This window comes from Streptomyces xylophagus (genome assembly GCF_000716435.1).
GTDB classification, from domain to species: domain Bacteria; phylum Actinomycetota; class Actinomycetes; order Streptomycetales; family Streptomycetaceae; genus Streptomyces; species Streptomyces xylophagus.
Genome location: NZ_JNWO01000027.1, coordinates 57,736 through 83,149, shown reverse-complemented (window position 1 = coordinate 83,149; position 25,414 = coordinate 57,736). Strand labels below are relative to the sequence as shown.

Annotated in this window: 25 protein-coding genes and 1 tRNA gene; 9 read left to right on the top strand and 17 right to left on the bottom strand. The window is 70.7% G+C overall.

The annotated features are described in order from the left end of the window. Positions 1 to 27 precede the first annotated feature (27 nt). From OO70_RS56320 to OO70_RS41215, 8 genes are all read right to left on the bottom strand, one after another. Positions 28 to 2,118: a mannosyltransferase YkcB-related protein gene (locus tag OO70_RS56320; RefSeq protein ID WP_043683819.1), complete on the bottom strand. Its 2,091-nt coding sequence runs from the start codon at positions 2,116 to 2,118 to the stop codon at positions 28 to 30. Between the two features lie 56 nt (positions 2,119 to 2,174). Further along, positions 2,175 to 3,248: an NlpC/P60 family protein gene (locus OO70_RS41245; protein WP_043683817.1), complete on the bottom strand. Its 1,074-nt coding sequence runs from the start codon at positions 3,246 to 3,248 to the stop codon at positions 2,175 to 2,177. A gap of 44 nt (positions 3,249 to 3,292) precedes the next feature. Beyond that, complete coding sequence (locus OO70_RS41240; RefSeq protein WP_043683815.1) at positions 3,293 to 3,775, bottom strand: poly-gamma-glutamate biosynthesis protein PgsC/CapC; 483 nt, start codon at positions 3,773 to 3,775, stop codon at positions 3,293 to 3,295. Continuing rightward, positions 3,772 to 5,232, bottom strand: a complete 1,461-nt coding sequence (pgsB, locus tag OO70_RS41235; RefSeq protein ID WP_043683813.1) for a poly-gamma-glutamate synthase PgsB — start codon at positions 5,230 to 5,232, stop codon at positions 3,772 to 3,774. Before pgsB ends, OO70_RS41240 begins: the two co-directional genes overlap by 4 nt. A gap of 15 nt (positions 5,233 to 5,247) precedes the next feature. Next, complete coding sequence (locus OO70_RS41230) at positions 5,248 to 7,494, bottom strand: HAMP domain-containing protein (protein ID WP_043683811.1); 2,247 nt, start codon at positions 7,492 to 7,494, stop codon at positions 5,248 to 5,250. A gap of 300 nt (positions 7,495 to 7,794) precedes the next feature. Further along, positions 7,795 to 9,138 carry an alpha/beta hydrolase family protein gene (locus OO70_RS41225; protein WP_234337055.1) on the bottom strand — a complete coding sequence of 448 codons (1,344 nt, stop codon included), beginning with the start codon at positions 9,136 to 9,138 and terminating at the stop codon, positions 7,795 to 7,797. 306 nt (positions 9,139 to 9,444) lie between these two features. Continuing rightward, a complete protein-coding gene (locus OO70_RS41220; RefSeq protein ID WP_043683809.1) occupies positions 9,445 to 10,854 on the bottom strand; it encodes a hypothetical protein in 1,410 nt (469 codons plus the stop codon). 71 nt (positions 10,855 to 10,925) lie between these two features. Then, positions 10,926 to 11,723: a DUF4097 family beta strand repeat-containing protein gene (locus OO70_RS41215; protein ID WP_043683807.1), complete on the bottom strand. Its 798-nt coding sequence runs from the start codon at positions 11,721 to 11,723 to the stop codon at positions 10,926 to 10,928. A gap of 238 nt (positions 11,724 to 11,961) precedes the next feature. Here OO70_RS41215 and OO70_RS41210 point away from each other — a divergent pair. Next, positions 11,962 to 12,036 (top strand) — tRNA-Val (locus OO70_RS41210). Positions 12,037 to 12,050: 14 nt separating this feature from the next. Here the strand turns inward: OO70_RS41210 and OO70_RS51460 are convergent. Further along, positions 12,051 to 12,794 (bottom strand): HAD family hydrolase, encoded by a 744-nt coding sequence (locus OO70_RS51460; protein ID WP_158711577.1) that lies wholly within the window; start codon positions 12,792 to 12,794, stop codon positions 12,051 to 12,053. 86 nt (positions 12,795 to 12,880) lie between these two features. On the opposite strand from OO70_RS51460, the gene OO70_RS41200 reads away from it, so the two are divergent. Both OO70_RS41200 and OO70_RS41195 read left to right on the top strand, forming a co-directional pair. Further along, positions 12,881 to 13,297 carry a hypothetical protein gene (locus tag OO70_RS41200; protein WP_043683805.1) on the top strand — a complete coding sequence of 139 codons (417 nt, stop codon included), beginning with the start codon at positions 12,881 to 12,883 and terminating at the stop codon, positions 13,295 to 13,297. 102 nt (positions 13,298 to 13,399) lie between these two features. Next, complete coding sequence (locus tag OO70_RS41195; protein WP_043683803.1) at positions 13,400 to 13,774, top strand: hypothetical protein; 375 nt, start codon at positions 13,400 to 13,402, stop codon at positions 13,772 to 13,774. Between the two features lie 88 nt (positions 13,775 to 13,862). Here the strand turns inward: OO70_RS41195 and OO70_RS41190 are convergent, their stop codons facing one another. From OO70_RS41190 to OO70_RS55560, 3 genes are all read right to left on the bottom strand, one after another. Continuing rightward, a complete protein-coding gene (locus OO70_RS41190) occupies positions 13,863 to 14,258 on the bottom strand; it encodes a nuclear transport factor 2 family protein (RefSeq protein WP_043683801.1) in 396 nt (131 codons plus the stop codon). 48 nt (positions 14,259 to 14,306) lie between these two features. Then, positions 14,307 to 14,663 (bottom strand): hypothetical protein, encoded by a 357-nt coding sequence (locus OO70_RS41185; RefSeq protein WP_043683799.1) that lies wholly within the window; start codon positions 14,661 to 14,663, stop codon positions 14,307 to 14,309. Between the two features lie 79 nt (positions 14,664 to 14,742). Then, positions 14,743 to 14,958: a hypothetical protein gene (locus tag OO70_RS55560; RefSeq protein WP_199827506.1), complete on the bottom strand. Its 216-nt coding sequence runs from the start codon at positions 14,956 to 14,958 to the stop codon at positions 14,743 to 14,745. Between the two features lie 213 nt (positions 14,959 to 15,171). On the opposite strand from OO70_RS55560, the gene OO70_RS41180 reads away from it, so the two are divergent. Then, positions 15,172 to 15,612, top strand: coding sequence for a VOC family protein (locus tag OO70_RS41180; protein WP_043683797.1), 441 nt, complete (start codon positions 15,172 to 15,174; stop codon positions 15,610 to 15,612). A 49-nt stretch (positions 15,613 to 15,661) separates the two neighbouring features. Further along, the gene (locus OO70_RS41175) at positions 15,662 to 16,162 is read left to right on the top strand and encodes a GNAT family N-acetyltransferase (RefSeq protein WP_043683796.1); all 501 of its coding nucleotides are present in this window, start codon (positions 15,662 to 15,664) and stop codon (positions 16,160 to 16,162) included. 9 nt (positions 16,163 to 16,171) lie between these two features. Here OO70_RS41175 and OO70_RS41170 read toward each other — a convergent pair whose 3' ends face one another. Then, complete coding sequence (locus OO70_RS41170) at positions 16,172 to 17,077, bottom strand: ketopantoate reductase family protein (protein ID WP_043683794.1); 906 nt, start codon at positions 17,075 to 17,077, stop codon at positions 16,172 to 16,174. Between the two features lie 122 nt (positions 17,078 to 17,199). Here OO70_RS41170 and OO70_RS41165 point away from each other — a divergent pair, with 122 nt between their 5' ends. After that, on the top strand, positions 17,200 to 17,424 hold the full coding sequence (locus OO70_RS41165) for a DUF2277 domain-containing protein (RefSeq protein WP_043683896.1): 225 nt from the start codon (positions 17,200 to 17,202) through the stop codon (positions 17,422 to 17,424). A gap of 216 nt (positions 17,425 to 17,640) precedes the next feature. Here the strand turns inward: OO70_RS41165 and OO70_RS41160 are convergent, their stop codons facing one another. After that, on the bottom strand, positions 17,641 to 18,234 hold the full coding sequence (locus OO70_RS41160) for a DedA family protein (RefSeq protein WP_106971860.1): 594 nt from the start codon (positions 18,232 to 18,234) through the stop codon (positions 17,641 to 17,643). 267 nt (positions 18,235 to 18,501) lie between these two features. Here OO70_RS41160 and OO70_RS41155 point away from each other — a divergent pair, with 267 nt between their 5' ends. Next, positions 18,502 to 19,056, top strand: a complete 555-nt coding sequence (locus OO70_RS41155; RefSeq protein WP_043683791.1) for a superoxide dismutase family protein — start codon at positions 18,502 to 18,504, stop codon at positions 19,054 to 19,056. On the opposite strand, the gene OO70_RS41150 is transcribed toward OO70_RS41155, so the two are convergent. The 3 genes from OO70_RS41150 to OO70_RS41140 form a co-directional block, all read right to left on the bottom strand. After that, positions 19,028 to 20,947: an FAD/NAD(P)-binding protein gene (locus OO70_RS41150; protein WP_043683789.1), complete on the bottom strand. Its 1,920-nt coding sequence runs from the start codon at positions 20,945 to 20,947 to the stop codon at positions 19,028 to 19,030. The genes OO70_RS41155 and OO70_RS41150 overlap by 29 nt on opposite strands. Positions 20,948 to 21,033: 86 nt before the next feature. Continuing rightward, positions 21,034 to 22,662 carry an alkaline phosphatase D family protein gene (locus tag OO70_RS41145; RefSeq protein WP_043683787.1) on the bottom strand — a complete coding sequence of 543 codons (1,629 nt, stop codon included), beginning with the start codon at positions 22,660 to 22,662 and terminating at the stop codon, positions 21,034 to 21,036. 96 nt (positions 22,663 to 22,758) lie between these two features. Next, entirely contained in the window at positions 22,759 to 23,403 is a 645-nt protein-coding gene (locus OO70_RS41140; RefSeq protein ID WP_043683785.1) for an HNH endonuclease family protein, read from the bottom strand. A 366-nt stretch (positions 23,404 to 23,769) separates the two neighbouring features. Between OO70_RS41140 and OO70_RS41135 the strand changes: the two genes are divergently transcribed. Together OO70_RS41135 and OO70_RS41130 are read left to right on the top strand one after the other, a co-directional pair. Then, on the top strand, positions 23,770 to 24,351 hold the full coding sequence (locus OO70_RS41135; RefSeq protein WP_043683783.1) for a TMEM165/GDT1 family protein: 582 nt from the start codon (positions 23,770 to 23,772) through the stop codon (positions 24,349 to 24,351). Between the two features lie 205 nt (positions 24,352 to 24,556). Continuing rightward, positions 24,557 to 25,216, top strand: a complete 660-nt coding sequence (locus OO70_RS41130; RefSeq protein ID WP_043683781.1) for an HAD-IA family hydrolase — start codon at positions 24,557 to 24,559, stop codon at positions 25,214 to 25,216. Positions 25,217 to 25,414: the final 198 nt, after the last annotated feature.

Genomic DNA, 25,414 nt, shown 5'->3' with positions numbered 1-25,414 from the left:
CTCGTCTTCCCGGGCCGTCCTCGTTGCTCACCCTTGAGGCCTGCAGTCGTAGAGCGTGAAGCTCCCGCCGGTGCGGCGGCCGTAGGAGGCCGGCGGGATGCGCGTGCAGTTGGACTTCACCCAGGTGGTCGTGGCGGTGGTGGGGCGCTGGGTGGTGAGCAGGGCGTAGCGCAGCTGGTGGTTGGTGACTAGGCCGGCGAGCTGCGGTGTGGTGGGGAAGGGGGTGTTGCCGGTGAAGCCGCCCATGACGAGGACGGGTTCGGACTTCGCGCGCAGCAGAGGCTCGGCGCCGTAGGCGGTCTGCGTGGCGAGCAGGTACTTCTCGCCGTGGCGGTGCGTGGTGAGGTAGTCGAGCAGTGCGGTGTCGCGGGCGCTGGGCCGGTCGAGCCCTATCCGCCGCGGAGAGTGGTGTTCACGGAGGCTGTTGTAGTACGCGTTGCCGACCGGACCTGCGATCGGCGCGGTGGAGGCGCCCGCGTAGAGCGGGTCGAGGCTGGAGACGGCCCAGCCTGCCGGTACGACCAGGGTGGCCGCGATCCCGGCGGCGAGGGCGCCCTGGACCTTCCTCGGGGAGGTGCGCGGCCCGCGGCTCCACAGGCCCACCACTCCGCACAGTGCGAGCATCACGGCGATCGGCAGCAGCCAGTCGACGAACCGGGTCGGCCAGTCGAGCACCAGCGCCCACACCACCGTCAGCACGATCGCCGCCGGCAGCGCCCTGTGCCGTCGGTCGCCCGACTTGTCCTCCGACGTGTTCTCCGATTCGTGCTTCGCTTCGTTCGCCGACCAGGGCTCCGACGGGTGCGCCGACACGTACGGCGACCAGGGCTCCGGCTCGTGTTCCGGCTCCGGTTCCGGGTCCGGCTTGTGCTCCGGCTCGTGTTCCCGCTCGTGTTCCCGCTCGTGTTCCGGGCTGTGCGCCGACTCGTACTCCGATCGGAAGAGCGCGAGTCCGCCGCCGGTCAGCGCGGCGAGCGCCGGGGCGATGACGGCCATGTAGTAGGCGTGGTTGCCGTTCGAGGCGCTGAACACCAGGGCGTGCACGGCCAGCCAGCCGCCCCACAGCAGAAATCCCGCGCGCAGCATGTCCGTTCGCGGTTGCCGGGTGCGCCAGACGACGCCCAGGACCGCGGCGAGTACGGCGAGCGGCAGGAACCAGGCGACCTGCGGGCCGACCGTGTCGTTGATCAGCATGTTCCAGCCGGTGTTGCCGGTGGTGCGGCTGTTGGCGGTGCCGGCGACGGCGCCGAACGCGGTGGAATCGCTGCTGAAGCGGCTCAGGCCGTTGTAGCCGAAGACCAGGGCGAACGGATTGTTGTCGGACGTCCCGTCGAGGTACGGGCGGTCGGCGACCGGTGTCGCCCAGGCGATCAGCACCCAGAAGCAGGAGACCGCCAGCGCGACCGCACCGCCCAGCAGAAAGCGCAGCGCCCGCTTCAACGGCGTGCCGGGCGCGGCGATTTGGTACACGACGGCGAAGACCGGCAGCACCAGCCACGCCTGCAGCATCTTCGCCTGGAAGGCGAGCCCGACCCAGATCCCGCAGGTGATCAGGGGCAGCAGCCGCTCGGTGCGCACCGCCTTCTGCAGCGCTCCGGCGGCCGCCACCAGGAGCAGGGTGAGCGCGGTGTCCGGGATGGTGGCCCGGTTGAGGACCACGGTGACCGGGGTGAGGGTGAGGGTCAGCGCGGCGATCAGCGCGGCGAACGGCCCGGCCCAGGCCCGTACGATCCGGTGCAGCAGCCATACCGTCAGCACGCCCTCGACGACCTGGGGAAGAGCGGCCGCCCAGGTGTGCGGGCCGAAGATCCAGACGGAGACGGCGTCGGGCCAGAAGGCGCCGGGGAGCTTGTCGATGCTGATCGAACCGCTGGTGTCGAGCCCGCCGAAGAAGAAGGCACGCCAGCCGCCGGCCATCGAACGTATCGCCGCACCGTAGAAGGGGTGGAGCGCGGCGTTCCCCATGCCCCAGGAGTACAGCACCGTGGCGACGGCCAGCACCGCGGCGAGCGCCGGGCGCTCCCAGCGTGGGGCGTCTTCCGGCAGGCCGGATCGGCGGTTCGCCGCCCGGCGGCCTCGGTGCGCTCCGGTGGGCCGGGCGGCGGAGATGGCGGTCATGGCAGTGGTCCTCGGATCAGCAGGTCAGGTGGAGCTGCGGTGCACTGGTGGCGGGATCACAGGCGGCGGGCCGACCGGAAGCCGCGGGCGTAGAAGTCGGTGCCGTCCAGCAGCGCGTGGCCCGAAAGGTCGCCCATGGTCGGGCCGTTGGCGGCGGAGCGGCTGGAGTAGAAGCGGTGGCGACCCTGGTCGTCGAGGCCCATGTAGATGCCCACGTGGTCGATGAAGTCCGGCCGGTCCTTGATGATGGCGAAGAAGACCAGGTCGCCGGGTTGCAGGATGCTCAGGTCGGTGGCCTGCTTCGTGCCGGTGTGGGGGATCACCACTTGGCCGGGACCGTAGGCGGCGATGGCGTAGGCGCGGCGCGGCAGACCGGTGCCCTTGGTGTTGGTGTTGTGCATGGGGAAGCCCATGCGGTAGCCCCACACCAGACGCTGGAAGCCGGAGCAGTCGACGCAGCCGTAGCGGGCCTGCTCCGGCTGCACGCGCGTGCCGTCGAAGTCCCAGGGAACGCCCAGATAGTCGTAGAAGTCGGACTGTTCGTCGTAGTAGGCGAAGTCCAGCGGGTTGGCGACCTTGGAATTGCGCGGGCCGAAGTGCGCGGTGCCCGCGTAGCGCACGTCGTCGGCGTTGTGCTTGGCGGGCGCCCCGGCGCTGCTGTACTGGAACGCCACCGCGAAGACGTCCGCGCTGGTGTCGCCGAGCGTCTTGCCGAACCAGCTCTTGAACCAGGCGGACTTCTCCATGCCCTGCTGCCATGTGTGCGGCAGCACCCGCACCCAGGCGTCCGTGGTCACCTTGGACTCGGTGGTCCGCCGCTCGCTGAAGGTGCGGGTGGGCCCGGTGAGTACGGCCGTACGGGCTCCGTCGGTGAACGTGGCGAGCGTGCCGCCGTCGGAGCCGCGGACCACGGTGCGGTCGGGGGAGGACAGCCGCTCGAAGGTCTGCTTCCCGGTGTTCGAGCCGGTGCCCGCGCCGTCGGCGGTCGTGCCGCCGTCGTCGCCGCTGTCGTGGCCGAGCCGGTTCCAGGCGTACCCGCCCGTCGCCCCGACGGCCGCCACGCCCGCGATCGTCCCGAGCAGGGCGCGGCGGGTCGGGCGGCTGCTTCTGCCGGCGGAGTGGGAGTGCATGGCCGATCCTCCTGGAAGTACGGGGTGAGAGCGCGGTGGGCGGGTCAGCCGGTGGGCAGGACGCCGATCAGGAGACCGGAGACCAGTACCACGTACGTGGCCAGCGTCACCGCCGTGGTCGAGATGAGCGTGGCAGCCATCGGCTGACGGACCATCTGGTAGGAGACCAGACCGGGGACGATGAAGCCAAGGGTCTGTGAGGTGTACAGCAGCGGGAACTCGTGATTCAGGGCGAGCATCACGGTGGTCTGTATCAGCACCGCGGTCAGCACCACGGCGGCGAACAGCCGTTTGCCGTAGAGAATCACCGTGCGCTGGAGCAGTTTCGTCGTGAAGTACGTGAGGGTCGCCACACAGACCATCAGCCCGGCCAACTGCACGTCGGTGACGAGCGTGAGGGCGATCCAGCCCGGGGTGATCATTCCGCCCGGGGAGAGGTTGGTGGTCAGATAGCAGACGAGCGAGAAGACCAGCCCGAGGGCGATCCCGAGTGCGGCGGTCTGTGCGGTGAGGTCGGCGGGGATCACGGGTTCCTCGTGAGCTGGGACGGATCGTAGGAGTTCTGCGGGTCGCCTTCGGCGTGCTGGCCGTCGGGCCGCCCGTGGCGGGCGGCGAAGCGGCGGGCGAGTTCGCGCTGCTCCGGGATGTGGATGCTCTGGGTTGTCTCCAGCGGTGCCACCCAGCTGTACGGCTCCGGCTCGGGCGGCCGGCCCATCGCGACCTGTGGCCGGACCAGCACGATCTGCATCGTCTCCTGGTCCAGGCCGTCGCCGTGCGGAACGGCGTCGAGCGATTCCTCGGGGTCGTCCAGCGGCAGCCCGGCGAGGCATTCCAGGAACAGCTCGCCCTGGCCGTGGATGTTGCCGATCGCCACCAGCGAGGAGGACGGGCCGAGTTCCGCGAGGATCGCCTCGGTCACCTCCTCGGGGTCCCGGCGGTCGCCGCCGAGATCCACCACCCGCCCGGTGAAGCCGGCCGGAATCGCGTCGCGGGCGCTCTTGGTCGGGTGGCCGATCAGGAACACCGTCTCGGCGGCGAGGGCGGGCACGATCGCGCCCATCTGTCCATTGCGCTCGACCCGGTCCGGGCGGCAGTTGATGACGACGTTGACCGGCTGTCGGATCGCGCCCAGCTCCTCCAGCTGCCGGACGTTCATCAGCGTCGACTCGGGGTCGTTGGCCGCGAAGACGTTGGCGAACCGCAGCCGCTTGCCCTCGGGGGTGACATAGCGTTCCACCGACAGCACGCCCGGGTCGGGCGGCGCGTCCCACATGCCCTGCATCGCGGTCTGCCGCTCCACGCCGAGCAGTTCGGCGACGGCGAGCGCGATCGCCACGTTCTCCTTGAAGGTGAACCAGCTGAAGCCGCGCAGCTCGGAGTCGGTCACCGACTCCGGATCGACCGCGATCAGACGGCAGTTCCGCTTGTCGGCCTCCTCCTGGAGGATGTGCAGCCGGTCCTTCTCCGCCGTCACGCACACCCCGCCCACCGGCATCGAGCGGGAGAGCGAGCGGGCGACATCGTCCAGCGTCGGCCCCATCTCCTCCAGATGGTCCTCGCGGACATTGCACAGCACGCCGATCGTGGAACGGATCAGCTTCTCCTGATTGATCTCCTGCAGCGCGGGCATCACCGCCATGCACTCGATCACCAGCGCGTCCGGCCGGTAGGTCGCCGCCCGCCGCACGATGCCGATCTGCTCGACGATGTTGGCCAGCCCGAACTTGCGGTACACCGGCTCCTCGGTGGCATCCGGATGGATGAACCGGGCCGCGGTGCCGGTGGTCTTGGCCACCGTGACCAGGCCGCCGCCGCGCAGCGCGCCCGCGCAGAGCCGGGTGATCGAACTCTTGCCGCGGATGCCGTTGACCAGCACCCGCGTCGGTATCTGCTCCAGCGAGGCGAAGTGCCGCCGCTGCTCGACGATTCCGGCGACCCACAGCCCGCCGCAGCACAGCAGGACTATGACATAGAGGAAGAGCACGCCGATTCCGTCCTTCTACCGCTGGAGGGTGGTCTGACGCAGGGACGGGGAGGGCCCGGCGGCGTGGCCGGATCTGGCCATCCGGTCGCGTTCCGCCAGGGCCTGGCGGATCAGTTCCAGGCTGCGGGTGACCGAGCCGACCTCGTCGTGGTTGACCGGATGCAGCACGGTACGGCGGTCTCCGCCGGCGAGCCGCTCGACGAGCACCGCGACCGAGCGCAGCGGCCGGATCACCACGACATACAGCCAGCCCAGGCAGGCCGAGCCCAGGGTGAGGCCCAGGATGCCCGCGAGCGTGGTGCGCTGCTCGGCCTGCACCGCGGGAATTTGGAGCGCGGCCGCGGGTTCCGCGGTCACCACGTGCCAGCCGAGGTGGGCCGTCGGGCCGCTCTGTGCCAGCGGCGCGGCGGCGTCGACCGACGGCCCGGAGGACGTACGGAGTACCCGCGAGGTCGCGGTACCCGCGGTCCCCGGGGCGCCCTGGGTGGCGCGGGCGAGACGGCTCAGGCCGGAGTCGGGCAGTGACTGGAAGGCGCGGTAGCCCACACTCGCCGCCAGCACCTTGTCGTCGCCGTCCGTCACCCAGACGCTGCCCAACTTCGGCCTGGGCAGTATGGAGTTGAGGGCCTTCACGTCGATCTCGCCGAACAGGACCACACCGGCCGCCGGGGCCTTGCCCTTGGCAGCCCCCACCTGGGCGTAGGCGGCGATCGCCGGGATCCGGCCCGAGGTGTTGACAGTGGTGATCCCGCCGCCGTCGGGCACGTGGACGAGGGTGCGCAGCGGTGTGCCGCCCACGCGCAGCGTGATGTCGCCCGAGCGGTCCAGGAGATACAGCGAGCGGAACTGCTTGTGGTCGGCGAGGGTGTTCCGCAGCACCTTGGTCTGGGCGGCCCGGCTCGTGCCCGGCAGACTCGCGGTCACGTCGCTCAGGTCTGTATACAACTGGTCGAGGGACTGCCGGATCCGGTTCGACGCGATTTCGGTGCGCGTCTGCTGGACGGCGAGAACCGGAGCCGGAACCGCGGTAGTTGTGTCCGCCCGGTTCAACACGAAGATCATCGGTACGGTCCAGCAGACCACCACCAGCACGCCGACCCAGGCCAGCGCCCGGTAGCCCGGTCCGCGCCGGACCGGGAACTCCTGCGGGCCGCTCTCGCCGAGCAGTTGCCGGCGCAGTGACTCCAACGCCCGCCCGGTCCGGGCCAGTTCACCGATGCCGTTCACCGGCACCGGCCGGGACAGCTCCTCCCACGCGGTCGGCCCGTCCTCGGTCGCGCCCCGGGCCAGGCGGCCGGCGGACAGGTAGAGCCACAGCAGCGGCCGCTGCAGGAAGAAGTGCAGCGCGAGCCCGAGCAGCAGCGCGAGCACGACCAGCGCCCCCGCGGCCTGGAGCGCGAAGCCCGAGTAGTCGACGGCGGTGGTCGTGAGGGGCACCGCGCGGAAGGTGAGCACCACCAGACCGAGGTCGTCGGTGTCGCCCGGACCGGTCGTCGAAGCGACCTGGGCCCAGCCGGCCACCGTGCGCCGGCTGTCCGTGGCGGCGCCCAGCAGGCTTCCCGAGGCGTCGCTGTCACTCCCCGACCCCTTCGCCGCGCGGGTCGCCGCCGAGGGCAGACCGCTGTCGGCTGCGGCCGGCGACGCCGTGCCGTGGGTCGTGGTGGCGAGCGCGGTGCCGCTCGCGTCCAGCACTCGGGCGGTGCGTCCGTCGCCGTACACCGTGGGGGTGGGGAGCGCCTCGGAGACCACCAGCAGCCACTGCCGTTGGGTCGAGACCTGGTTCTGGTCCTGGTTGGCGTCGTCCTGTTGCGCGGGCAGCGTGACCCTGGCGAAGTACAGCAGTTGCCGCGTGCCGCTCGACGTCACCAGCCGGGCCGGGATCGCCCCGTGCCCGGACGCCGTCCTGACGACGTTCACGCCGGCCAGCTGCACGGTCCGCCCGCCGGCCGCCAGCAGTTTGCCGGTGTGCGGGTCGAGCAGCGCACTGCCGAGGATCGCCTTCCTGGCGGAAGTCAGTCCTTTGAGCGCGTTCGCGGGGGTCGATGCGCCTGTCGCCGGGTAGGCGTTGGCCGTACGGCGTACCGTGCGCGCCTCGGCGTCGATCGTGGTGCGCAGCGACAGTGCGGTGTCCGCGGCGATCTGCTGCTCCCCGTCGGACACGGCCTGCGGGACCCGTCCGGCGTGGATGCCGTCGAGGCTGATCACGGTCAGGGCGGCGACCACCAGCAAAAGTACGACGAGTGCGGCGACCGGCGGGCGCACCCCGCCAAGTATCGGCATATCGGCGCGGCGGCGGATGCGGTGTCGGCGCGGCGCCCGGGGGGCGGAGGGCAGGGCGGGGGATCCTTCCTCAACTGGCACCGGGCGCCCGATTGTTCGATAAGTCGAACGTTCTAGCCTTGCGCCCTGGCGCCGTCACATTACCATCACACAATCACCCCAGTGTCGTACGTGTGAACGGGCCACTGGGCGGCCGGGAGGTGCTGGGGCACCACTCCCGACACGTCGAAGGGCGGACCCGTGAACGGGAACCGCCCTTCGGATGTCCGATCGGTCGTCCGGTCAGGGGACGAACGAGATCTCCGGGTACTTGCTGCTGGTCCCGTCGAGCAGGGTGCTGTGCTTCTTGAGCAGCTCCTGGTCGAAGAAGGCCGCGAGATAGACGCGTTGGACCGCGATCGCGCGGGTCGGGTCGATCGTGCCGTACTGCTGCTGGAGCTGCGCCTGGGAGAGCCCGAGCAGGCGCGCCTCCTGGGTCACCATCCACTCGTTGTCGCTGAAGGACAGGTGCGCCGCGCCCTTGAGCTTGATGTCGACCTTGTATCCCTTCAGGTGCGACCACAGCGTGCGCCACGACGCGTCGTTGTTGCGGTTGTGGGTGCCTGAGCTGAAGAGCATGAAGGGGCGCTTCAGGTCCTTGCTCGGCGCCGTCCCGAAGAACTGGCCGTCCAGGTTGGCACCGGCGGCGATACGGCTGTCGAGCTGCATGGCGGTGTCGACCGCCGCGCCGCCCAGCGACCAGCCGAACATCCCGATCTTCGTCATGTCGACGTCCTTCGCCAGCCCGGTGGGGAGCGTGGCGTGGCCGGCGTCCGGGTTGCCGCCCGTGCTGAGCGTCTTGAGCTGGTTGATGACGAACTTGATGTCGGCCGCGCGCACCTTGAGCGTGTCGGAGGAGTGCGTGCCCGCCGGCATCTTGTTGACCTCGAGCCGGTTGCCGGGGAACTGCACCTCGTTGGCGTCATGCGTGTGGTCGACGGTGACGACGAGGTAGCCGCGGCTGGCGAGATCCTGGACGAGCGCGGTGCCCGTCGCACGGTCCGAGTGCAGCCCGGTCGAGTAGAGCAGGACGGGCAGCTTGCCGAGCGCGGTGTTCACCGGGGCGAGAACATGACCCGCCGTGGCCGGCAGGGTCACCAGCTGCGGCGACAGCCCGCGCGAGGCGAGGAAGTGGGCGCCGGAGATCGACGGCATCCACGGCGCCTGGTAGTGCCCGGACGTGGACTTGGCCGGATACCAGAGCGAGACCATGAGCTCGCGGGACGTGCTGCCGGACACATACGGATCCGGACGGGACTTGTCGACGAGGTGCAGGCCGACCATGCCCACGCTGTACTTCCCGCTCGGTGCGGGGATCTTGAGCTGCAGAGCGGCCGAGGCCGTGCGGCCGGCCGCGAGCGTCTTCGGGTGTACGGTCTTCTGGTTGCCCAGCGGCTTCTCGTCGTTCTCGGGCGCCCAGGGCGTGGTCGGGGCGGACGAGGACGCGGTGGGCGCAGGCGTGGCGGACGACGACCCGGAGGCCATCGCCGAGGTCAGTCCCACACCCAGCAGGACGGCCAGCGCACCCGCCGAACCGACCGATATGGCGATCAGTCTGCGACGGTGGCGCGGGCGGCGGTGAATCATGAAACCCCCTTGGTGGTCAGCGATCGCAGAACGGGCGATCGACTGCCGCACACCGTACCGTGCCGGCGATCGACCGATCCGCGCGCCCCGGACGACCTCGCAGTGACCCCGCGCGGCGGACACCGTACACTCGGCCCCGACCCCAACTGGCCTCTACAGCAGCCGAGTTGACGGCAAGTTGTGGCTGACCACCATACCGACGCGGACCGAGAACAACACCGTGTCCGCCCTGCACGACGACCCCGTCTCCTGCGGGAGTCCGCCGACACCACTGCGGGAGGTACTGGCAGTCGCGCTCGGACGACCTCAGTGCCCGGCGGCGGTCCCGCGCTCCTCGCGGATCTGGCCGACCACCCGCGCCACGGACTGCCGTACGGCCTCCGTCTCCGTCAGGAAGTGCCAGTAGTCGGGGTGGCGGCCCTCCAGCGTGGTGATCGCGCGGTCGAGGCGGGCGACGGCGTCGTCGAGGGGGCGGGCGTGGCGCGGTTCGGGGGTGGTGCGGCCCGTCATCGCGAGGCGTTGGGCGTCGCGGATCGCGAAGCGGGTGCGGTCGATCTCCTGCTGGGGGTCCTTCTGTACGGCGTTCAGTCGGCGCAGCCGGTCACCCGCGGCCGACACGGCCTCGTCGGTGGTGTTCAGCAGCGCCCGTACGGTCGACAGCAGTGACGTGGCGTCCGGCCAGCGCTGCGCGTCCCGGGCCGCCTGCGCCTCCTTCAGCTTCGCCTCGGCCTGCCGTACGTTCTCGCCGGCCTGGTCCGGGACGTGCTGGAGGTCCTGCCAGCAGGCGGCGGAGAAGCGCCGCCGCAGCTCGCTCAGCACCGGGTCGACCTGGCCGGCGCGGGTGGTCAGCGCCTGGGCGCGGGTCCGCAACGACACCAGCCGGTGGTCGATCTCGGCGGCCCGCTCGGGCAGCCCGTCGGCCTCGGCCCTGATGGCCTCCGCCTCCCGGGCGACCTGCGTCGCCCGCTCCAACGTCTGCGGTACGCCGTGCTGCCCGGCGCCCTGGTTCAGCTTCGTCAGCTCGGGGCCGAGCGCGGCGAGCCGGGCGGCGAGCGCGTCGGCCCGCAGCCCCGATGCCCGTACGGCGTCCAGGGCGTTGCTGGCGGCGAGCAGTGCCTGCCGGGCCCGCTCGACGGCCGGTGCCAGCCGGGCCAGCTGGGTCTCCGCCTTGCCGAGCAGCGGCCCGAGCCCGCTCTCGAACCGGTCCAGCTCCTGCTTGACCTGGCCCAACTGGTCCTTGGCGGCGGTCAGTTCGGTACGGGCGCGGTTCGCGGCGGCGGCCTCCAGGTCATCGCGGTCGAGGTCGTGCGCGTCGACGGCGTTGATGTACCGCCCGCTCGCCTCGTCGATGCGCCGGCCCAGCGCCTCGAAGTCGGTCACTGCGCGCCGGGCGGCCGGCGAGTCGTCGACCGCGGTGATGGTGTCTATCGAGATCCGCAGATCCCGCTGGGCGGTGTCCAGCTCGTAGAACGCGGCAGCCGCCGCGTCCTTCGCCGCCTGCGCCTCGGCCCGCTGGCTGTCCGCCCGCCCGCCGAACCAGCGCCGGGTGCCACCGCCCGCGAACGCGGCGGGCAGCGCGAGCACACCGACGAGCAGCGGGAGGCCCATCACCGTGAGGGTGTCGAGAACGGCCCTGGTCGTACGGGCACGCTCGGCGGCGGAACCGCGCCGGGGCCGTGTGAGCGGCGAATACGGCTGCGCTGGTGTCGCCGTCACATCCCTCTCCCGTGTCTTTCGTCCTGACCGCTGTCATTCTCCCACCGGTAGAGGACGAACACACGGGCCGGTCAGTTCGCGTTCCGCACCGTGACTTTCCCGTCGCCCGTGTGGGCGGTCACCACATGAGAACTCGACGAGTCCCGAGGCACGGACACATCCACCCCTCCGTCCCCGGTCTTGGTCGTCACGCGGTACTTGGCCGCCCCCTTGGGCAACGCGATCGTCACGGACCCGTCGCCGCTGCGGGACTCCACCAGGTCCGGTACGGCGCCGAGTTCGAGGTGCACGGACCCGTCACCGGTGGTCGCGTGCACCTGCCGGGACGACACCTCGGCGTGCACGGACCCGTCCCCGCTGTGCAGCGTCAGCGGCCCGGTGGAGTCGGTCACGTGCACGGACCCGTCGTGCGTACGCACACTCAGCGCGTCCGTGAACCCCCGCGCCCGCACGCTCCCGTCCCCGTCCTCCACCTTGACGGCGACCCCGCGCGGCACCTCGATCCGGTGCTTGACCGAACAGTCGGCGATCACACCGGAACACTTCATCCGCAGCTTCAGCCGGTCGCCGTCCATCGCCCAGGTCACCTTGGGATCCGAACCGATCGCCACGCTTCCCTGCCACCACCGGGTGACCTCGATCTTCCCGGCCGGGTTCGAGTCCGCGGCGACGATCTCGAGCGCCGAGTCGTCGGAGTCGATCGTGAGAGTACGGCCGGGCAGCGCGAAGGCGCGGTGATCGGGATGCTTGTCGTCACCGGCGGAGGCGGTCCCGCAGGCGGTGGCGCCGAGGAGAAGCAGGGCGAGGGCGGTGGTCGCGGTGAGGGCGCGGGTGGCGCGGGTGCGGCCACGGGTTCGGGTGCGGGTCACGGTGATTTCCCCCTGGGACGGACGCGGAGTCCCGGTGACTCCTACGGCTCCCTACGACCGTAGGGAGCGGCGGTCCGCGGGGGCATCCGGTGCGCTCCCGGACCGGGGGTGGGGTAAACCCCCGACAGTGCCCTGACCTTCCCCTCGACGTTCCCCTGACCTCCCCCTTGACCTTCTTCCGTGGCGATACGGGTTTGCAGGACAGGCCCCCCGGCAATGTAGGCTGTCGACTCGTCCTGGGCGCGTAGCTCAGGGGTAGAGCGTCGCCCTTACAAGGCGAATGTCGGCGGTTCGAAACCGTCCGCGCCCACCAGGATAAGCAGCAGGTCAGAGGCCTTCCGGAGAGATCTCCGGGAGGCCTCTTCCCGTGCTCGAAGTCCCCATGGAGTCCACATCCCCGTCGAGGACGCGCCGTACGGCCGGTCGCAGCCCGTCGTCATGTCCCGCGCGGATGAGGATGCCGGGGATTCCGACGGCCCGGGCGCCGGCGACATCGGCCACCGGGTTGTCGCCGACCATCCAGACCCGCTCGGGATATCCGGCCCGCTCCAACGCCACCTCGAAGATCCGCCGGTGCGGCTTCTCCCAGCCGACGAGCGAGGAGTTGACGACAGCCGTGAAGTGTCCGCCGAGCCCGAGATCGTGCAGCAGACCGTCGAGCTCCGGCACATGGTTACTGACGATGACATGGAGCCAGCCGGCCGCGGCGAGTTCCTCCAGTGCGGCGACACTGTCGGGGAAGACGGTCCAGCGGCTCGCGTCGGTGTAGTGGGTCCGTACGCCCCGCGCGGCGCGGGCGGCGAGCCGGGCGTCGACGCCCGCGTCGACGTACGCCTTCACGAAGAGCGGTTGAAGCGCGTCCCACCAGGCGTCGGGGGAGCCCAGCTCGGGATGCCCGGTCTCGGGCCGATGCCAGGGAAAGCCGTCGCGCAGCCCGGGCCGCACATCGGCACCGACTACACCGAGCCCGGGCGCGACCTCGCTCAACGCCTCGACGAGGCACCCACGCCACATGCCGTCCCGGAACGCCAAGGTCCCGTCGAAGTCCCACAGCACGACGCTTCCGGTCATGCGCGGCATCGTACGGAGGATCAAGTCGGTGGCTGCCTGATGCGCGGTTCTGTACCTTGCCCTCATGACCTACAACCGAAAGGGCAGTGCCGCGTAGGCGCCCGTCCGCCCTGCGGGGCGAACTCCCCCTCCGGCACGGGAGTCGACGACGCCACCCGTGCATCGACCGCCTGTCAGGCTCCTGCGCGGCCGATCTGCGCCGACTCGAACGCTCCCGCTTCCCGCCCGGCGAAACAGCGGATGCGTTCTGGCACTGGAAGGCCCTCGCCCACGGCCCGCTCAGGCTGATCGCGGACCCGGTGACCGCGATCCGGTGCGGCATCCCCGGCTGTTGTGACGTGGCGTACTTCCGCGATCACCTCGAAGCGGTTCTGCACGCTCTGCCCACGAAGAGTGCACGCGAACTGCGCGCCCTTGTCTCCGCCCTCGACGACAAGATCATTGCGAGGGCCAAGAACATCATGATCGGCGATCTCGGCGTGCCGTGGTGGCATCAGCTCTGAAATCCCTGCTACTGCCCTTCCCGGCAAGGGCAGTTGGAGAGCCCCGGGCTCAACTCGTGCGCCGGTGTCGCGATTCCCGCCGTTGATGGGCAGGATGGATTCATGACTGAACCCGGCGCCACGCCCTCCGTCTCCGTGCTGTCCCTGTGGTCGCACGACTCCGTGCTGTCGATCGGCTCGGTGGGGTCCGTGCTGTCCATCGGGTCCGTCGGGTCGGCCCTGTCCGTCGGGTCGATCGGGAGCGCGCTGTCGGTCGGGTCGATGGGCTCGGCCCTGTCGATGGTCTCGGCCGGGTCGTGGCTGAGTACGGGGTCCGTGCTGTCCGCGCAGTCACGGTGGTCGGTGCTGTCCTGGCGTTCGACGCGCGGCTTCCGGGCCGCCGGCGCCGATGCCGGTGCCGGCGGGCTGGCGGTCGTAGGAGCCGTGGGGGCTGTGGTGGCTCTGTTCGCGGCCCAACGGGCTTTGCGGAAGCCTTAGTTCGGGGCGAGTCGGAGCGAGTCGGGGCGAGTCGGGGCGCGACCAGGACCCTGGGACCAGGACCCTGGGAACCCCTGACGCCAGGACCCTAGGACCAGAACTCGTTCGATTTGTCGATGTCCTCGACGCACTCGTCCAGGTCCGTGATCTTGTCGCCGAGGATGCGGAAGACGATGCCTCCGGTTTCGTCGATGCGCTTGCCGTCGCGCTCGGCCGTGACCTGGTGGAGCGTGACCGCGTGGCCTCGGCCGTCGACCAGGACGGTGCGGAGGTCGACGTGCAGGGTGCCGTTCGTCTGCGCGAAGAGCTGCCCGTACATGTCGATGGCCGCGTCCTGGCCCTTGAAGTCACCGGACAACGGGTGCGTGCCGGGGACGTGGTGCGTGACGTCCGAGGACATCAGTCCGCGCAGGGTGTCCATGTCCCCGCGGACGAAGGCGTCGTAGCCCTTGCGGACGAGGAGTGCGTGCGGGTGGTCAGCCATGGTTGATCGCCGCCTCTCAGCTGTTGCTTCGGCGATATGGGGCTTCTGCTAGCCATTGTCCGCCCGTTCGTCCTCGAATGGCGCCTCGTGGGCGTGCTTCAGCCTCATCCGGGTGTCCACGCGCTCCGTCGCCGTCACCTCCGTCCAGAAACGGTGGCCGCTGACGAAGACCGCGAGCTCGTGCTCCCGCTGCCGGAGCTTCTCCACCTCGGCCTGTTCGTCGGGCGTCCAGCCGGGTGAGGCGGGGCGCTCCACCTTGCGCCAGCCGCCCGTGTCGCTGAACCCGTCCAGGGGCTCGACCGACCAGGGCAGCCGCTTCAGCAGGGCCGACAGCTCGGCCCGGACCTGATGCAGCTCCTCCTGACCGGCGAGGAGGTCACTCGGGAAGTCATAGGTCGTAGCCACGCGCTAATGCTACGCCTGTTCGAATTTGAGTCGCGAGTTCCTTCCGGGACTTCATGCGAACGGGTGTGGGTGTCCTGCGTCACCGGGACGTGGACGTGCGCCATCGACTCCGGGGCGCTCGGGGGATCGGGCGGGGGTCAGCCTGCGGCGAGTGCGGGGTGCAGGTCGGCGTCGGAGTCCAGTCCGGTGCGCCGGGCGAGGATGCGGTGATCTCTGCCTGCCACTGCGACTGCCGCTCCAGGTAGCGGGCCGGCAGGGCCGGTGTGTCGAGGATGAGCGTGATCTGCCGCAGCATCTTGTCCGTGTGGTCGATGCTCAGACATCGTGATCGCCGCCGGCGTCATGGTCCTGACCCTCGTCAATGCCGACCCCCGCCGCGCATCGGCCGATCCGCTCACGGACGAGGGACCGGAAACCCAGGTGGGAAGAATGTCGAGAACGGCCCCACGGCTCCGTCCCAGGGGTGGATACGGCCACCATGGCCACACCGCACCAAGGAGGAACCGGCATGACGATCCAGCGGATGGACAACGTCCTCATCGTGGTCGACGACCTTGACGCCGTTGTCGCGTTCTTCGTCGAACTCGGCATGGAGCTGGAGGGCAGGATGCCGGTCGAGGGGCGTTGGGTGGACCGGGTCATCGGGATCGACGGGGCCAGACAGGACGTCGCGATGTTGAGGACCCCGGACGGCCACAGCCGGCTCGAGCTGACGAAGTTCCACACGCCGGAGGCGATCACCGCCGAGCCGGCCCACGCACCGACGAACACGCTGGGCATCCGGCGCATCATGTTCGCCGTCGACGACGTCCAGGAGATCCTTGCTCGACTACAGGCCCATGGTGCCGAACTGGTCGGCGAGGTGGCGCAGTTCGAGGACAGTTACCTGCTCTGCTACGTCCGCGGCCCCGAGGGCATCCTCGTCGGACTGGCCGAGCAGCTCGGCTGAGGGTCGCCGAAACCGAAGGGTGTCAGTGGGGGCGCCTAGTGTGCTCGGCATGGACGTGGAACAGGTGGGACTCCGGCCGTGGGGCGACGGTGACTTCTGGTTGTTGGAGCGGCTCAACAGCCCTGAGATGACCGAGCACTTGGGGGGTCCCGAGAGCGAGGCGCAGCTCGTTGCCCGGCATCGGCGGTATGTCGAGTTGGGGCGGGGGTGCATGTACCGGGTCGAGTCGGCGGGGAGTGGGGAGACCGTCGGCTCGATCGGGTTCTGGGAGCGGGAGTGGCGGGAGGAGTCGGTGTGGGAGACCGGGTGGGGCGTGCTGCCCGAGTTCCAGGGGCGCGGGCTCGCTGCCCTTGCGGCCCGCGCCGTTGTCGAGGTGGCGCGGGCCGACGGGCGGCACCGGTATCTGCACGCCTTTCCGAGCGTCGGCCATCACGCGTCCAACTCGGTGTGCAGGAAAGCCGGGTTCACCCTGCTCGGTGAGGTGGAGTTCGAGTACCCGAAGGGGCACTGGGCCGCCTCCCACGACTGGCGGGTCGACCTCGCAGGGTGACGTGGCCTGTCAGTCGGTGGGCGGTGTCGCCAACTCCCTTACCAGCCTTGCCGTTACCGGCACCGCGATCCCCTGTCGCTCCGCCGCCCGCAGCAACGCCCCGCCGATCGCGTCCAGTTCGAGCGGGCGGCCCGCCTCCGCGTCACGCTGCATCGACGACTTGGTCTGCGGGGGGAACGTGTCGTACCGGGCCAGCGCTCCCGCCGGGTCCGACGGGCCGCCGTAGGACAGGCTCACCGCCGCAGTCTCCTCCAGCAGGGCCGTCAACTCCTCGCGGTGGCGTGTGCGTACGTCGCCCAGGGGGAGGCCGTAGCGGGTGGTGAGGAGTGCGAGGGGGGCGAGGAATGTCATCTTGGCCCACAGGGTCGCCGTCTCGTCGGGGAGGACGCGGGTGGTGGGGCCGGCTGTTCGCAGTGCCGCTGCGAGTGCGTCCAGGCGTTCGCGGGGGACCGGGTCGCCTGTCAGGTCGATTTCGGCGAATGGGCTGCCGTGCTCAATCACCCCTGGGGCCACGCGAGTTGACTCGACCCGGATGGCGGCGGGGGCGACCTGGGTGGGCGTGTAGCGGGCGCGCAGGTGTGCCGGGTGTTCCACGCCGTTCAGGAACGGGACGAGGAGGGCGTCGCCCAGTGCGGTCGCGGGGACGCGGGTGAGTGCCGTGTCCAGGGCCGTTGCCTTGACCGTGATCAGGCAGGCGTCGACCGGTTCGCGCAGTTCCGTGTCCGCCTCCACCGGTGCGGTGAAGTCGCCGAAGCCGGCGCTGCGGACCTGGATTCCGTCTGTACGGAGGGTGTGGGCCGTTTCTTCTCCGGCCAGGCAGATCACCCTGTGGCCGGCCCGGGACAGCAGTGCCGCGAGCAGGCCGCCCACGCCGCCGGGGCCCAGTATCGCCACGGTCAGTTCGTTGTTCGCCATGTTCTTGGTCCTCTCGTCGGTCGGCCCCGTGCGTGGTGACGGTGGCCGCCTCGGAGGTGATCATCGCAGGTGTGTTCGGGAGAGGGGCGGCGGTATCGCTTTTGGCGCGCGAGACTGTGTGTATGTGCCGCAGCATCAAGACTCTTCGACCGCCTGCCCTGCCCGACGAGGCCACGGAGGAGGAGGTTCGCGCCGCCGCGCTGCAGTACGTGCGGAAAGTCTCCGGGTTTCGGGTGCCTGCGGCGCACAATCGCGAGGTTTTCGACCGTGCGGTGGACTTGATTGCGGAGGCTACGGGGGAGTTGTTGGCGGGGCTTGAGGTTCGGGGAGCTTCGCGGGGAGCGTAGTGATGAAGGCGCGGGGCGGTGGGGGCCGGTCGCGCAGTTCCCCGCGCCCCTAGGGGTGGTCGACTTCGTCGCCCAACCCCTAAGGAGCGGTTGCCTTCGTCTGCGGGTCGGTGGGGGCTGGGCGCGCAGTTCCCCGCGCCCCTTAGGGGCCGGCGCCTCCGGCGCCTGGCCCCTGGGGCGCGGCCGTTACTCCCGGCCCCCACGTCCCCAAGCCACCTACGGCGCCGTCGCCTCCGCCGCCACCCCCGGCTGTCTCCGCATCACATACGCCGCCCCCGCCCCCGCCCCGAACAGCGCCACCAACGACACCCCCGTCGCCAGCCAGCTCGTGCCCAGCCACTGGGCGCCGAAGTAGCCGAGGGCCACGCTGTAGCCCGCCCAGGACAGGCCCGCCAGGGCTGACCAGGGGAGGAAATCGCGGGCGCGGCGGTGGGCCGCGCCGGCGCCGAGGGAGACGACCGAGCGGCCGGCCGGGGCGAAGCGGGCCAGGATGACCAGGGCGCCGCCGCCGCGGGCCAGGGCCTGGCCGAGACGTTCCTGCGCGGTGGTGAGGCGGCGGGAGCGGGAGATCGCGCGGTCCAGGCGTTCGCCGCCGCGCCAAGCGAGGCGGTACGCCACCAGGTCGCCCAGTACGGACGCGGCGGCGGCGGACGCGATCAGGGCCAGGATGCTGGGGACCTCGTGCGGGACGGGAACGGCGTCGGTCGCCGCGCCGGTGCCCGCTGCCGCCGCCGTGGCCGCCGCGATGACCAGGACCCCGCTCGGCAGTACCGGCAGGAACACATCAAGCAGTACGGACAGGGCGATCATGGCGTAGATCCATGGGCTGCCGGTCAGCGACCCCACACTCTCGAACAACGCGGCTCCCCGTGAACTCCCCCGTGGGCCGCGGCAAGGACGGCCAGTGACAGCCATACAGCGTACGCCTGGGCAGTGACAGGAGATTCACGGGGGGCGCGTGTGATCGGCACAGCTTGTTCACTCGGCTGCCCCGTCCCGAGGGGCGGGGCGGGCTCGCATCCCGTAGCAACGTAAAGGGGCTCCGAGTACACCTGAACGTGAGGAACGGTACACATCATGGTGGCAGGCATATGCGCGGGCGCCGTCGTCGCGGCACTGCTGGCGAGCGGGACGGGTGGTGCGGGTGCCGTGGGAGGCGTCGGCGCCCCTGACGGGTACTGGATGCGGACGGACGCCAAGTTCGCGCCGGTCGGCGCCCTCGTGCCGTCGGCGGCGGTGACGTACGACGCGAAGCTGGTCCCACCGGCCGCGTGGATCCAGGTGAGTCAGCACACGGCGGCGAGCGGTGCTACGACCGTGAAGCTCCGGGTCGACGGGATGGTGCCGGGGCACGCGTACGCCGTCCATGTGCACCAGAAGCCGTGCGGCGCCGACCCGGCCGCCGCGGGCGGGCACTTCCAGCACAAGCCGTCCACGGACCCGGCCGACGTCACCGCCGACAACGAGGTCTGGCTCGACTTCACGGCCGACGACACCGGCGCCGCCGAGGCGAGTGCCCGACACGACTGGGGCTTCCGGCAGGGCGAGGCGTCCTCCGTCGTGATCCACGACATGCCGGGCAGCCGCGTCCGCGCCGCCTGCTTCACCGTGCCGTTCGGCTGGTCTCCCTGACCTGCGGATACGTCCAGGAGCGGGCGGCTACCGGCGTCCGCTCCGGCGCCGCCGCCGCACGGAGCACCGCTCGCGCCACCGCGTCCGCGTCCGACAGCGTGACCGAGTCCACGCCCGGTCGGGCGCCCGCCGCGGTCACCCAGTGCACGCCCTCCGTGGGCACCCCGAACGCGAACCGCCGTGCGTGGGCGCGCCCTTGACGGTCCATCAGGCGATACGGGCGCGGGGTCACGTCCAGCCCGCCCGACTCGTAACCGTCCACCGTGTGCGGCCGGCACCGGCCCGTCTTCAGCAGCCGGCCGAGCAGTTCGTCGGCGGTGCGGCGCAGGTCCGGTTCGGGGAGGCGTGCCTCGATGAGGGTCGTCACCCGCACCGCCGAGCCCGGCACCGCCGGGGAGCGTGCCACCCAGGCGCCCTCCGCCTCCCGCACCTCCAGCCGCGGCCCGAGCACCTCCACCACGCCCGCCTCCACCAGCGCGGCCAGTTCCTCGATACGGCGCCGGGGCGGGCCGATGGACAGGAACGCGTTGAGCGGGGTGTACCAGCGGTCCAGGTGGTCGCGGCGCGAGGCACCGGCGAGACCGCCGTGGTCGACGACCAGCCGGAGTTCGTTGCGCAGGTCGCGCAGCACGTCCAGGGCCGCCTTGACCGGGCCGTCCACATTGCCGAGCGCGGCGTGTTCGGCGTCCTCGCGCAGATACGACAGCAGCCAGTTCCGCCATGCCGCCGGGTGGGCGAGATCGCGTTCGGTGTACGGGCGGGACAACCGGTCCCAGCTCCAGCGGGCGGCGCTCGGGACCCCGAACTCGTCGAGTATCAGGGCTTCTTGGGGGTCGTGGTGCGGGACGCCGAGAAAGCGCTCTGCGAACTCCGGGCGCCGGGAGGGTCGTAGCAGAGCGGTGTAGTAGACCGTCTCGACCTCCTTCGCCACCAACGGCCATATCTCCGTGAGGAAGTCGGGTGCCTCGCCGGAGTCGGCGCGTTTGCGGAAGGCGGCGATGGCCTCCGGGGTGAGGACGCGGGGAGTGTGGCGGCCGTGCGGGCCCTTCGCGTTGTCGCCGCGGGCCTGGTACGGGATGCCTCGGCGTGAACCGGCGTACAGGCGGGGCTCGTTGCCGGAGGGGATGTAACGGAGACCGTTCCCCGTGCGGACGAAGCGGCCTCCCCTGCCCGTCGTCAACAGGGCTGTGTGGTCGAAGAAGTTGAGGCCGAGGCCGCGCAACAGCACTGGTTCGCCGGGGCGTACGACGGTCAGGTCGACGTCGGCCGGGTTGGCCGGCGGGAGGTGGCACAGGCCGTGCCGGTCGGCGTAGGAGGAGAGGTGGCGCTGGGCGGTGTCTCCGACCGTCGGGAGGTGGCCCTGGGCCAGGACCACGGCCGAAAGGGCGGACAGGGTACGGCCGTTGTCCAGGGTGAGGGCCTGGTGGCCGTCGGGTGTGTCGTCGAGGCGTACGGCGCGTGCCCTGTGTGTCGCGACCTGGACGGACTCGGGCGCCTCGCGGACCGTGCGGGCGAACACCCACTCCAGATAGCGGCCGTAGTGGGCGCGGGTGGGGTAGTCGTCCGGGCCCAGTTCGGCGGGTGCCCACTCGTGCAGGCTGGGTCCGGGGCGGATCGGGCCCGAGCAGTCGACGCTGGCGTCGGTGAAGAGGGTCACCTGCGAGGCCACGGTGTTCATCAGCAGCTCGGGCGACTGCGCGGAGCGCCAGACCCGGCCGGGGCCCGGGGGCGCCGGGTCGACGACGTGGACGGTGAGCCGGGTGCCGGGCGGGAGGAGTTCCGGCGCGGAGGCGCAGAGGCGTTCCAGGACGCTGGTGCCGCGCGGACCGGCGCCGACCACGGCCACGGAAACGCATGCCGGTTCGCCGTCGAACGCGTTCACTGCAGACAAAGGGGGGACTCCCGGGCGTGTGGGGCGCAATGGAGCAGACCGCCCACCGGAAGCGGACGGTCCGCATCATCATGCCCGCAGCGAGGTCACGGGGGTGTGAGGGGGGACTCCTCCACCGTCTTCAGGGTTCCGTCCGCCCGTGCCTGTTCCAGCCGCAGCTTCGCCGAACGGCCGTGCAGCGTAAGGGTCATGAGCTGGTTGCCGAACCAAGGGCCGCCCGTCCTGCGCCACTTGACCGACGGGTGGGGGCAGTGGCCGTGCCGGGCGAGGCGGCGGCCCAGACCGCGGGCGACGGCGCTCCAGGCGAAACGGAAGCCGACCCGTATGTAAGGGGGGATGGAGTTGTGGACGGGGGAGCAGGTGAGCTGGAGGACGCGGGAACTCGGCTGTCCTGTCCGCCACTTGGGCTCCGCCATGTAGGCGTGATGCACGTCCCCTGACAGCACGAGCACCGACGCCGGTGCGCCGTCCCCCGAGCCCACCTCGGCGATCAGTCCTGCCAACTCCTCGAAGGACTCCGGGAAGGCCGCCCAGTGTTCCAGGTCGGCCGCGCGGCGCAGCTTCTCGCCGAAGTCGGCCCAGCGGGTGCCCCGTTCGCCCCGGCACAGGGCCGCGTCCCAGGACTCGGCGTCGTGGATGAGATGGGGCAGCAGCCAGGGGAGCGAGGTGCCGATGAGGAGGTGGTCGTAGGAGGAGGGGTCCGTGAGGGCCTGGGTGCGCAGCCAGTCGGCCTCGCCGGGGTCGAGCATCGCGCGGTGCTGCTCGTCGAGGACGCGGGCCGCCCTGCTGTCCACCATCAGCAGCCGTACGCGGCCGAAGTCGCGCCGGTAGCTCCAGCGGACGGAGGCCGGGTCGGCGTCGGCGCGGCAGGCGAAGGCGCGGAGTTCGTCGGTGCCGTCGGGGGTGTCGCGGACCGCCAAGTAGAGGGGATCGGCGGTGAGTTCGGCGGGGGAGAGGTTCCCGAGGTGCTGATGGACCCAGTACGACATCAGGCCGCTGAGCAGTCGCTCGCGCCACCACGGGGTGGCCCGCATGTCGGTCAGCCAGGCGGCGCTGGTGTTCCAGTCGTCGATGACGTCGTGGTCGTCGAAGATCATGCAACTCGGCACGGTGGACAGCAGCCAGCGGATCTCCGGGTCGAGCCAGGACTCGTAGTAGAGGCGGGTGTACTCCTCGTAGTCCGCGACCTCGCTGCCGGGCGGCTCGCGCAGATCGCGGCGGGCGGAGAGCCAGCGGCGGGTCGCGTCGGAGACCTCGTCGGCGTACACCTGGTCGCCCAACAGGAGGAGTACGTCCGGCCGTTCGGACTCCGGATCGCGGGCGATGCGCGAGGCCAGTGTGTCCAGGGCGTCCGGGCCCACCGGATCGTGGTCGTCGGCGGGCGGCGCGGCCCAGCGGCAGGAGCCGAACGCGACGCGGACCGTACCGTCGGCGTCCGGCGTGTGGATCACGGACGGCGGGAACGACGAGTCGGGCAACGGCCATACACGCGTGCCGTCCAGGAACACCTCGTACGGCGTCGACGTCCCGGGCGTGAGGCCCTCCACCGGCACCAACGCGTAGTGGTGGCCCGCCACTTGGAAGGTGCGGGACGTGCCGCGGGCGCCGTCCGCGCAGCGCACCTCGGCGGTACACGGACGGCTCGCCTCGACCCATACGGTCGCGGACGAGCCGTCGGCGTAGCGAAGCAGTGGTCCAAGACTCAGTCCGGCCACGGGTGATCACTCTCCTCCGTCGCCCCGTACGGTACGGAACGACGGAGGCCGGCGCCTAGATCTCCAGGGAGATCTCCCGTGGGGGGACAGGGGTGATCAGCAGCCGCTGAGGACCGAGGTCAGCTTGGCCTTCTCGGCCGTGTCGACCGACAGGTCGTAGTAGTACTTCACCTGGACCCAGGCACGGACGTAGGTGCAGGCGTACGAGGCGAGCGGGGGCATCCACTCGGCCGGGTCCTGGTCGCTCTTGGACTGGTTGACGTTGTCCGTGACGGCGATCAGCTGCGGCCGGGTGATGTCGTTGGCGAAGCCCTGGCGCGCCGCGGTGGTCCAGTTCCGGGCGCCGGAGTCCCAGGCCTCGGCGAGCGGGACGAGGTGGTCGATGTCCAGGTCGGAGGCGGCGGTCCAGGTGGCGCCGTCGTAGACCGAGTACCAGCTGCCGCTGGTCGCGGTGCAGGCGGAGTTGGTGACGACGTTCGTACCGTCCCGCTTGAGGACGTACTCACGGGTGTTGCAGGTGCCGCTGATCGTGATCCAGGTGGGGAACAGGTCACGGTCGTAGCCGGTCCGGACCTCGGTGGCCACGGTGAGGGAGGCGAGGTAGGTGCGGGCAGTGGCGGCGCTGACCGGGGTGGGGAGGGCGGCGGAGGCGGCCGGGCCGTTGAGAATTCCCGCGAAAGCCATGAGTCCGGTAAGAGCCGCGAGTATGCTCAGCCGTCGACGCGCGTAGAACTTCGGCATACGAACTCCCTTGTGGTGTGGGGGTTTTGGAGTGCGAGCGAAGGAATGCTTGCGGTGCCGTGTTGCGGCCGGGTGTGCGTTGGGTAAGAAGTTAGTGACGCGAGCATGACAAGGCAATGCTTTGGTGGTCACGTACGATGAATGACGCAGAAGGGGAGTAGCTCTTCGCCGGACCGTCGACATACTGCTCAGCTCGTCTGAGCCGGCGCCCGGAGGCAGATCCACCGCTTTGAAGTGGACGGATCGGCCAGCGAGACCTTCGGTAAGCAGTGCACCAGTGATTTTTCCGTGTGCGCTGCCGTGCCGAGGTGTCCGCGGACAGCAATCACACTCTCGGTGGGGCAGCGCCCGACCGATTGAGGAACCTTGATCAGCATCAGTGTGACGGCGCTCGTTTTCGGCGTCGTCCTCCTTGCCGAACTCCCCGACAAGACCGCGCTCGCCGGGCTCGTCCTCGGCACCCGCTACCGCGCCTCGTACGTCTTCGCCGGGGTCGCCGCCGCGTTCCTGCTGCATGTCGTGCTCGCGGTGGCGGCGGGCAGCGTGCTGACCCTGCTGCCGCAGCAGCTCGTGCACGCGATCACCGGTGTGCTCTTCCTCGGCGGCGCCGCCGTACTCCTCATGAAGAAGGACGAGGACGAGGAGGAGATCCGCAAGCCGGAGGACCAGTCCTTCTGGAAGGTCGCGGGCGCCGGGTTCATGCTCATCCTCGTCGCCGAGTTCGGGGACTTGACCCAGATCATGACCGCGAACCTGGCCGCACGTTACGACGACCCGTTGTCCGTCGGACTCGGCGCGGTGCTGGGGCTCTGGGCGGTCGCAGGTCTCGGCATCGTGGGCGGAAAGGCGCTGATGAAGCGGGTACCGCTGAAGCTGATCACGCAGGTCGCGGCGGTGCTGATGCTGGCGCTGGGGGCGTGGAGTCTGTGGGAGGCGGTGGCGGGCTGAGCGGGTCCGAGCGGTCGAGTGAGCTGAACGGTGAGTGAACTGTTTCCGGGGGAGGTGGCGCGATGCCGGTCCGGTTTTGTACCGTAGAGAAACAAAGTGGCTCCCGTCCGTTTTCCCTGACCGGCGGACGGGGCCGCCTTGTCCCTCCGGGGGTTGACCGACGTACTACCTCTCCCGAGCCTTTCTCGTGCCTTGGAGCCTGCCGATGACGGCCACCACCGTGCTCACCGCCCGCGCCCTCCTGTTGGACATGGACGGCACCCTCGTCGACTCGCACGCCGTCGTCGAGCGGATCTGGCGGCGCTGGTCCGACCGGCACGGGCTGAACGCGGACGAGGTCATGAAGGTCGTGCACGGCCGGCAGGGGTACGCGTCCATGGCGCTGCTGCTGCCCAGCCGGCCCATGGAGCAGAACCACGCCGAGAACGCCCGCATGCTCGCCGAGGAGACCGCCGACGTCGAGGGCGTCGTCCCGATCCCGGGCGCACCGGAGTTCCTCGCCTCGCTACGGGGCCTGCCGCACGCGCTCGTCACCTCGGCGGACGTCGCCCTGTCCACCGCGCGGATGGGTGCGGCGGGCTTGGAGTTGCCGGAGGTCCGCATCACCGCCGAGTCCGTCGGCGCCAGCAAGCCCGACCCCGAGGGTTTCCTCAAGGGCGCCGCCGAACTGGGCATCGCGCCCGCGGACTGCGTCGTCTTCGAGGACTCCGGGGCGGGGATCGCGGCGGGGCGCGCCGCGGGAATGCGTGTGGTGGGGGTCGGGCCGCAGGCCGGGTTCCACCGGGCGGACGTGGTGGTGCGGGATCTGCGGGAGGTACGGGTCGAGGCCCTGGGGGGCGGGGAGATTCGGCTGCACGTGGGGTAGGGGTGGGGGTCTACGGGCGTGGGCCTACGGCCGTTGGCCCACGGTTGTTTGCCTACGGCTGTGGGTCGCCGAGGAGGTGTCTGGCCGGTGCTGAGCGGATTGCCGGGAGGGGTGTCCTTCAGCTCGGGCGCCCGCCTCGGCCCGGAGCCTTTCAGCTCCGGCGCCCATTAGTCAGGGTGTCTTTCATAACACCGGCTT

Bases quoted from the DNA above. Each gene is read 5' to 3' on its own strand.
- OO70_RS56320 (WP_043683819.1), bottom strand. From the start codon at position 2,118: ATGACCGCCATCTCCGCCGCCCGGCCCACCGGAGCGCACCGAGGCCGC.
- OO70_RS41245 (WP_043683817.1), bottom strand. From the start codon at position 3,248: ATGCACTCCCACTCCGCCGGCAGAAGCAGCCGCCCGACCCGCCGCGCC.
- OO70_RS41225 (WP_234337055.1), bottom strand. From the start codon at position 9,138: ATGATTCACCGCCGCCCGCGCCACCGTCGCAGACTGATCGCCATATCG.
- OO70_RS51460 (WP_158711577.1), bottom strand. From the start codon at position 12,794: ATGACCGGAAGCGTCGTGCTGTGGGACTTCGACGGGACCTTGGCGTTC.
- OO70_RS41195 (WP_043683803.1), top strand. From the start codon at position 13,400: ATGACTGAACCCGGCGCCACGCCCTCCGTCTCCGTGCTGTCCCTGTGG.
- OO70_RS41190 (WP_043683801.1), bottom strand. From the start codon at position 14,258: ATGGCTGACCACCCGCACGCACTCCTCGTCCGCAAGGGCTACGACGCC.
- OO70_RS55560 (WP_199827506.1), bottom strand. From the start codon at position 14,958: ATGCTGCGGCAGATCACGCTCATCCTCGACACACCGGCCCTGCCGGCC.
- OO70_RS41180 (WP_043683797.1), top strand. From the start codon at position 15,172: ATGACGATCCAGCGGATGGACAACGTCCTCATCGTGGTCGACGACCTT.
- OO70_RS41175 (WP_043683796.1), top strand. From the start codon at position 15,662: ATGGACGTGGAACAGGTGGGACTCCGGCCGTGGGGCGACGGTGACTTC.
- OO70_RS41170 (WP_043683794.1), bottom strand. From the start codon at position 17,077: ATGGCGAACAACGAACTGACCGTGGCGATACTGGGCCCCGGCGGCGTG.
- OO70_RS41165 (WP_043683896.1), top strand. From the start codon at position 17,200: ATGTGCCGCAGCATCAAGACTCTTCGACCGCCTGCCCTGCCCGACGAG.
- OO70_RS41160 (WP_106971860.1), bottom strand. From the start codon at position 18,234: ATGATCGCCCTGTCCGTACTGCTTGATGTGTTCCTGCCGGTACTGCCG.
- OO70_RS41155 (WP_043683791.1), top strand. From the start codon at position 18,502: ATGGTGGCAGGCATATGCGCGGGCGCCGTCGTCGCGGCACTGCTGGCG.
- OO70_RS41140 (WP_043683785.1), bottom strand. From the start codon at position 23,403: ATGCCGAAGTTCTACGCGCGTCGACGGCTGAGCATACTCGCGGCTCTT.
- OO70_RS41130 (WP_043683781.1), top strand. From the start codon at position 24,557: ATGACGGCCACCACCGTGCTCACCGCCCGCGCCCTCCTGTTGGACATG.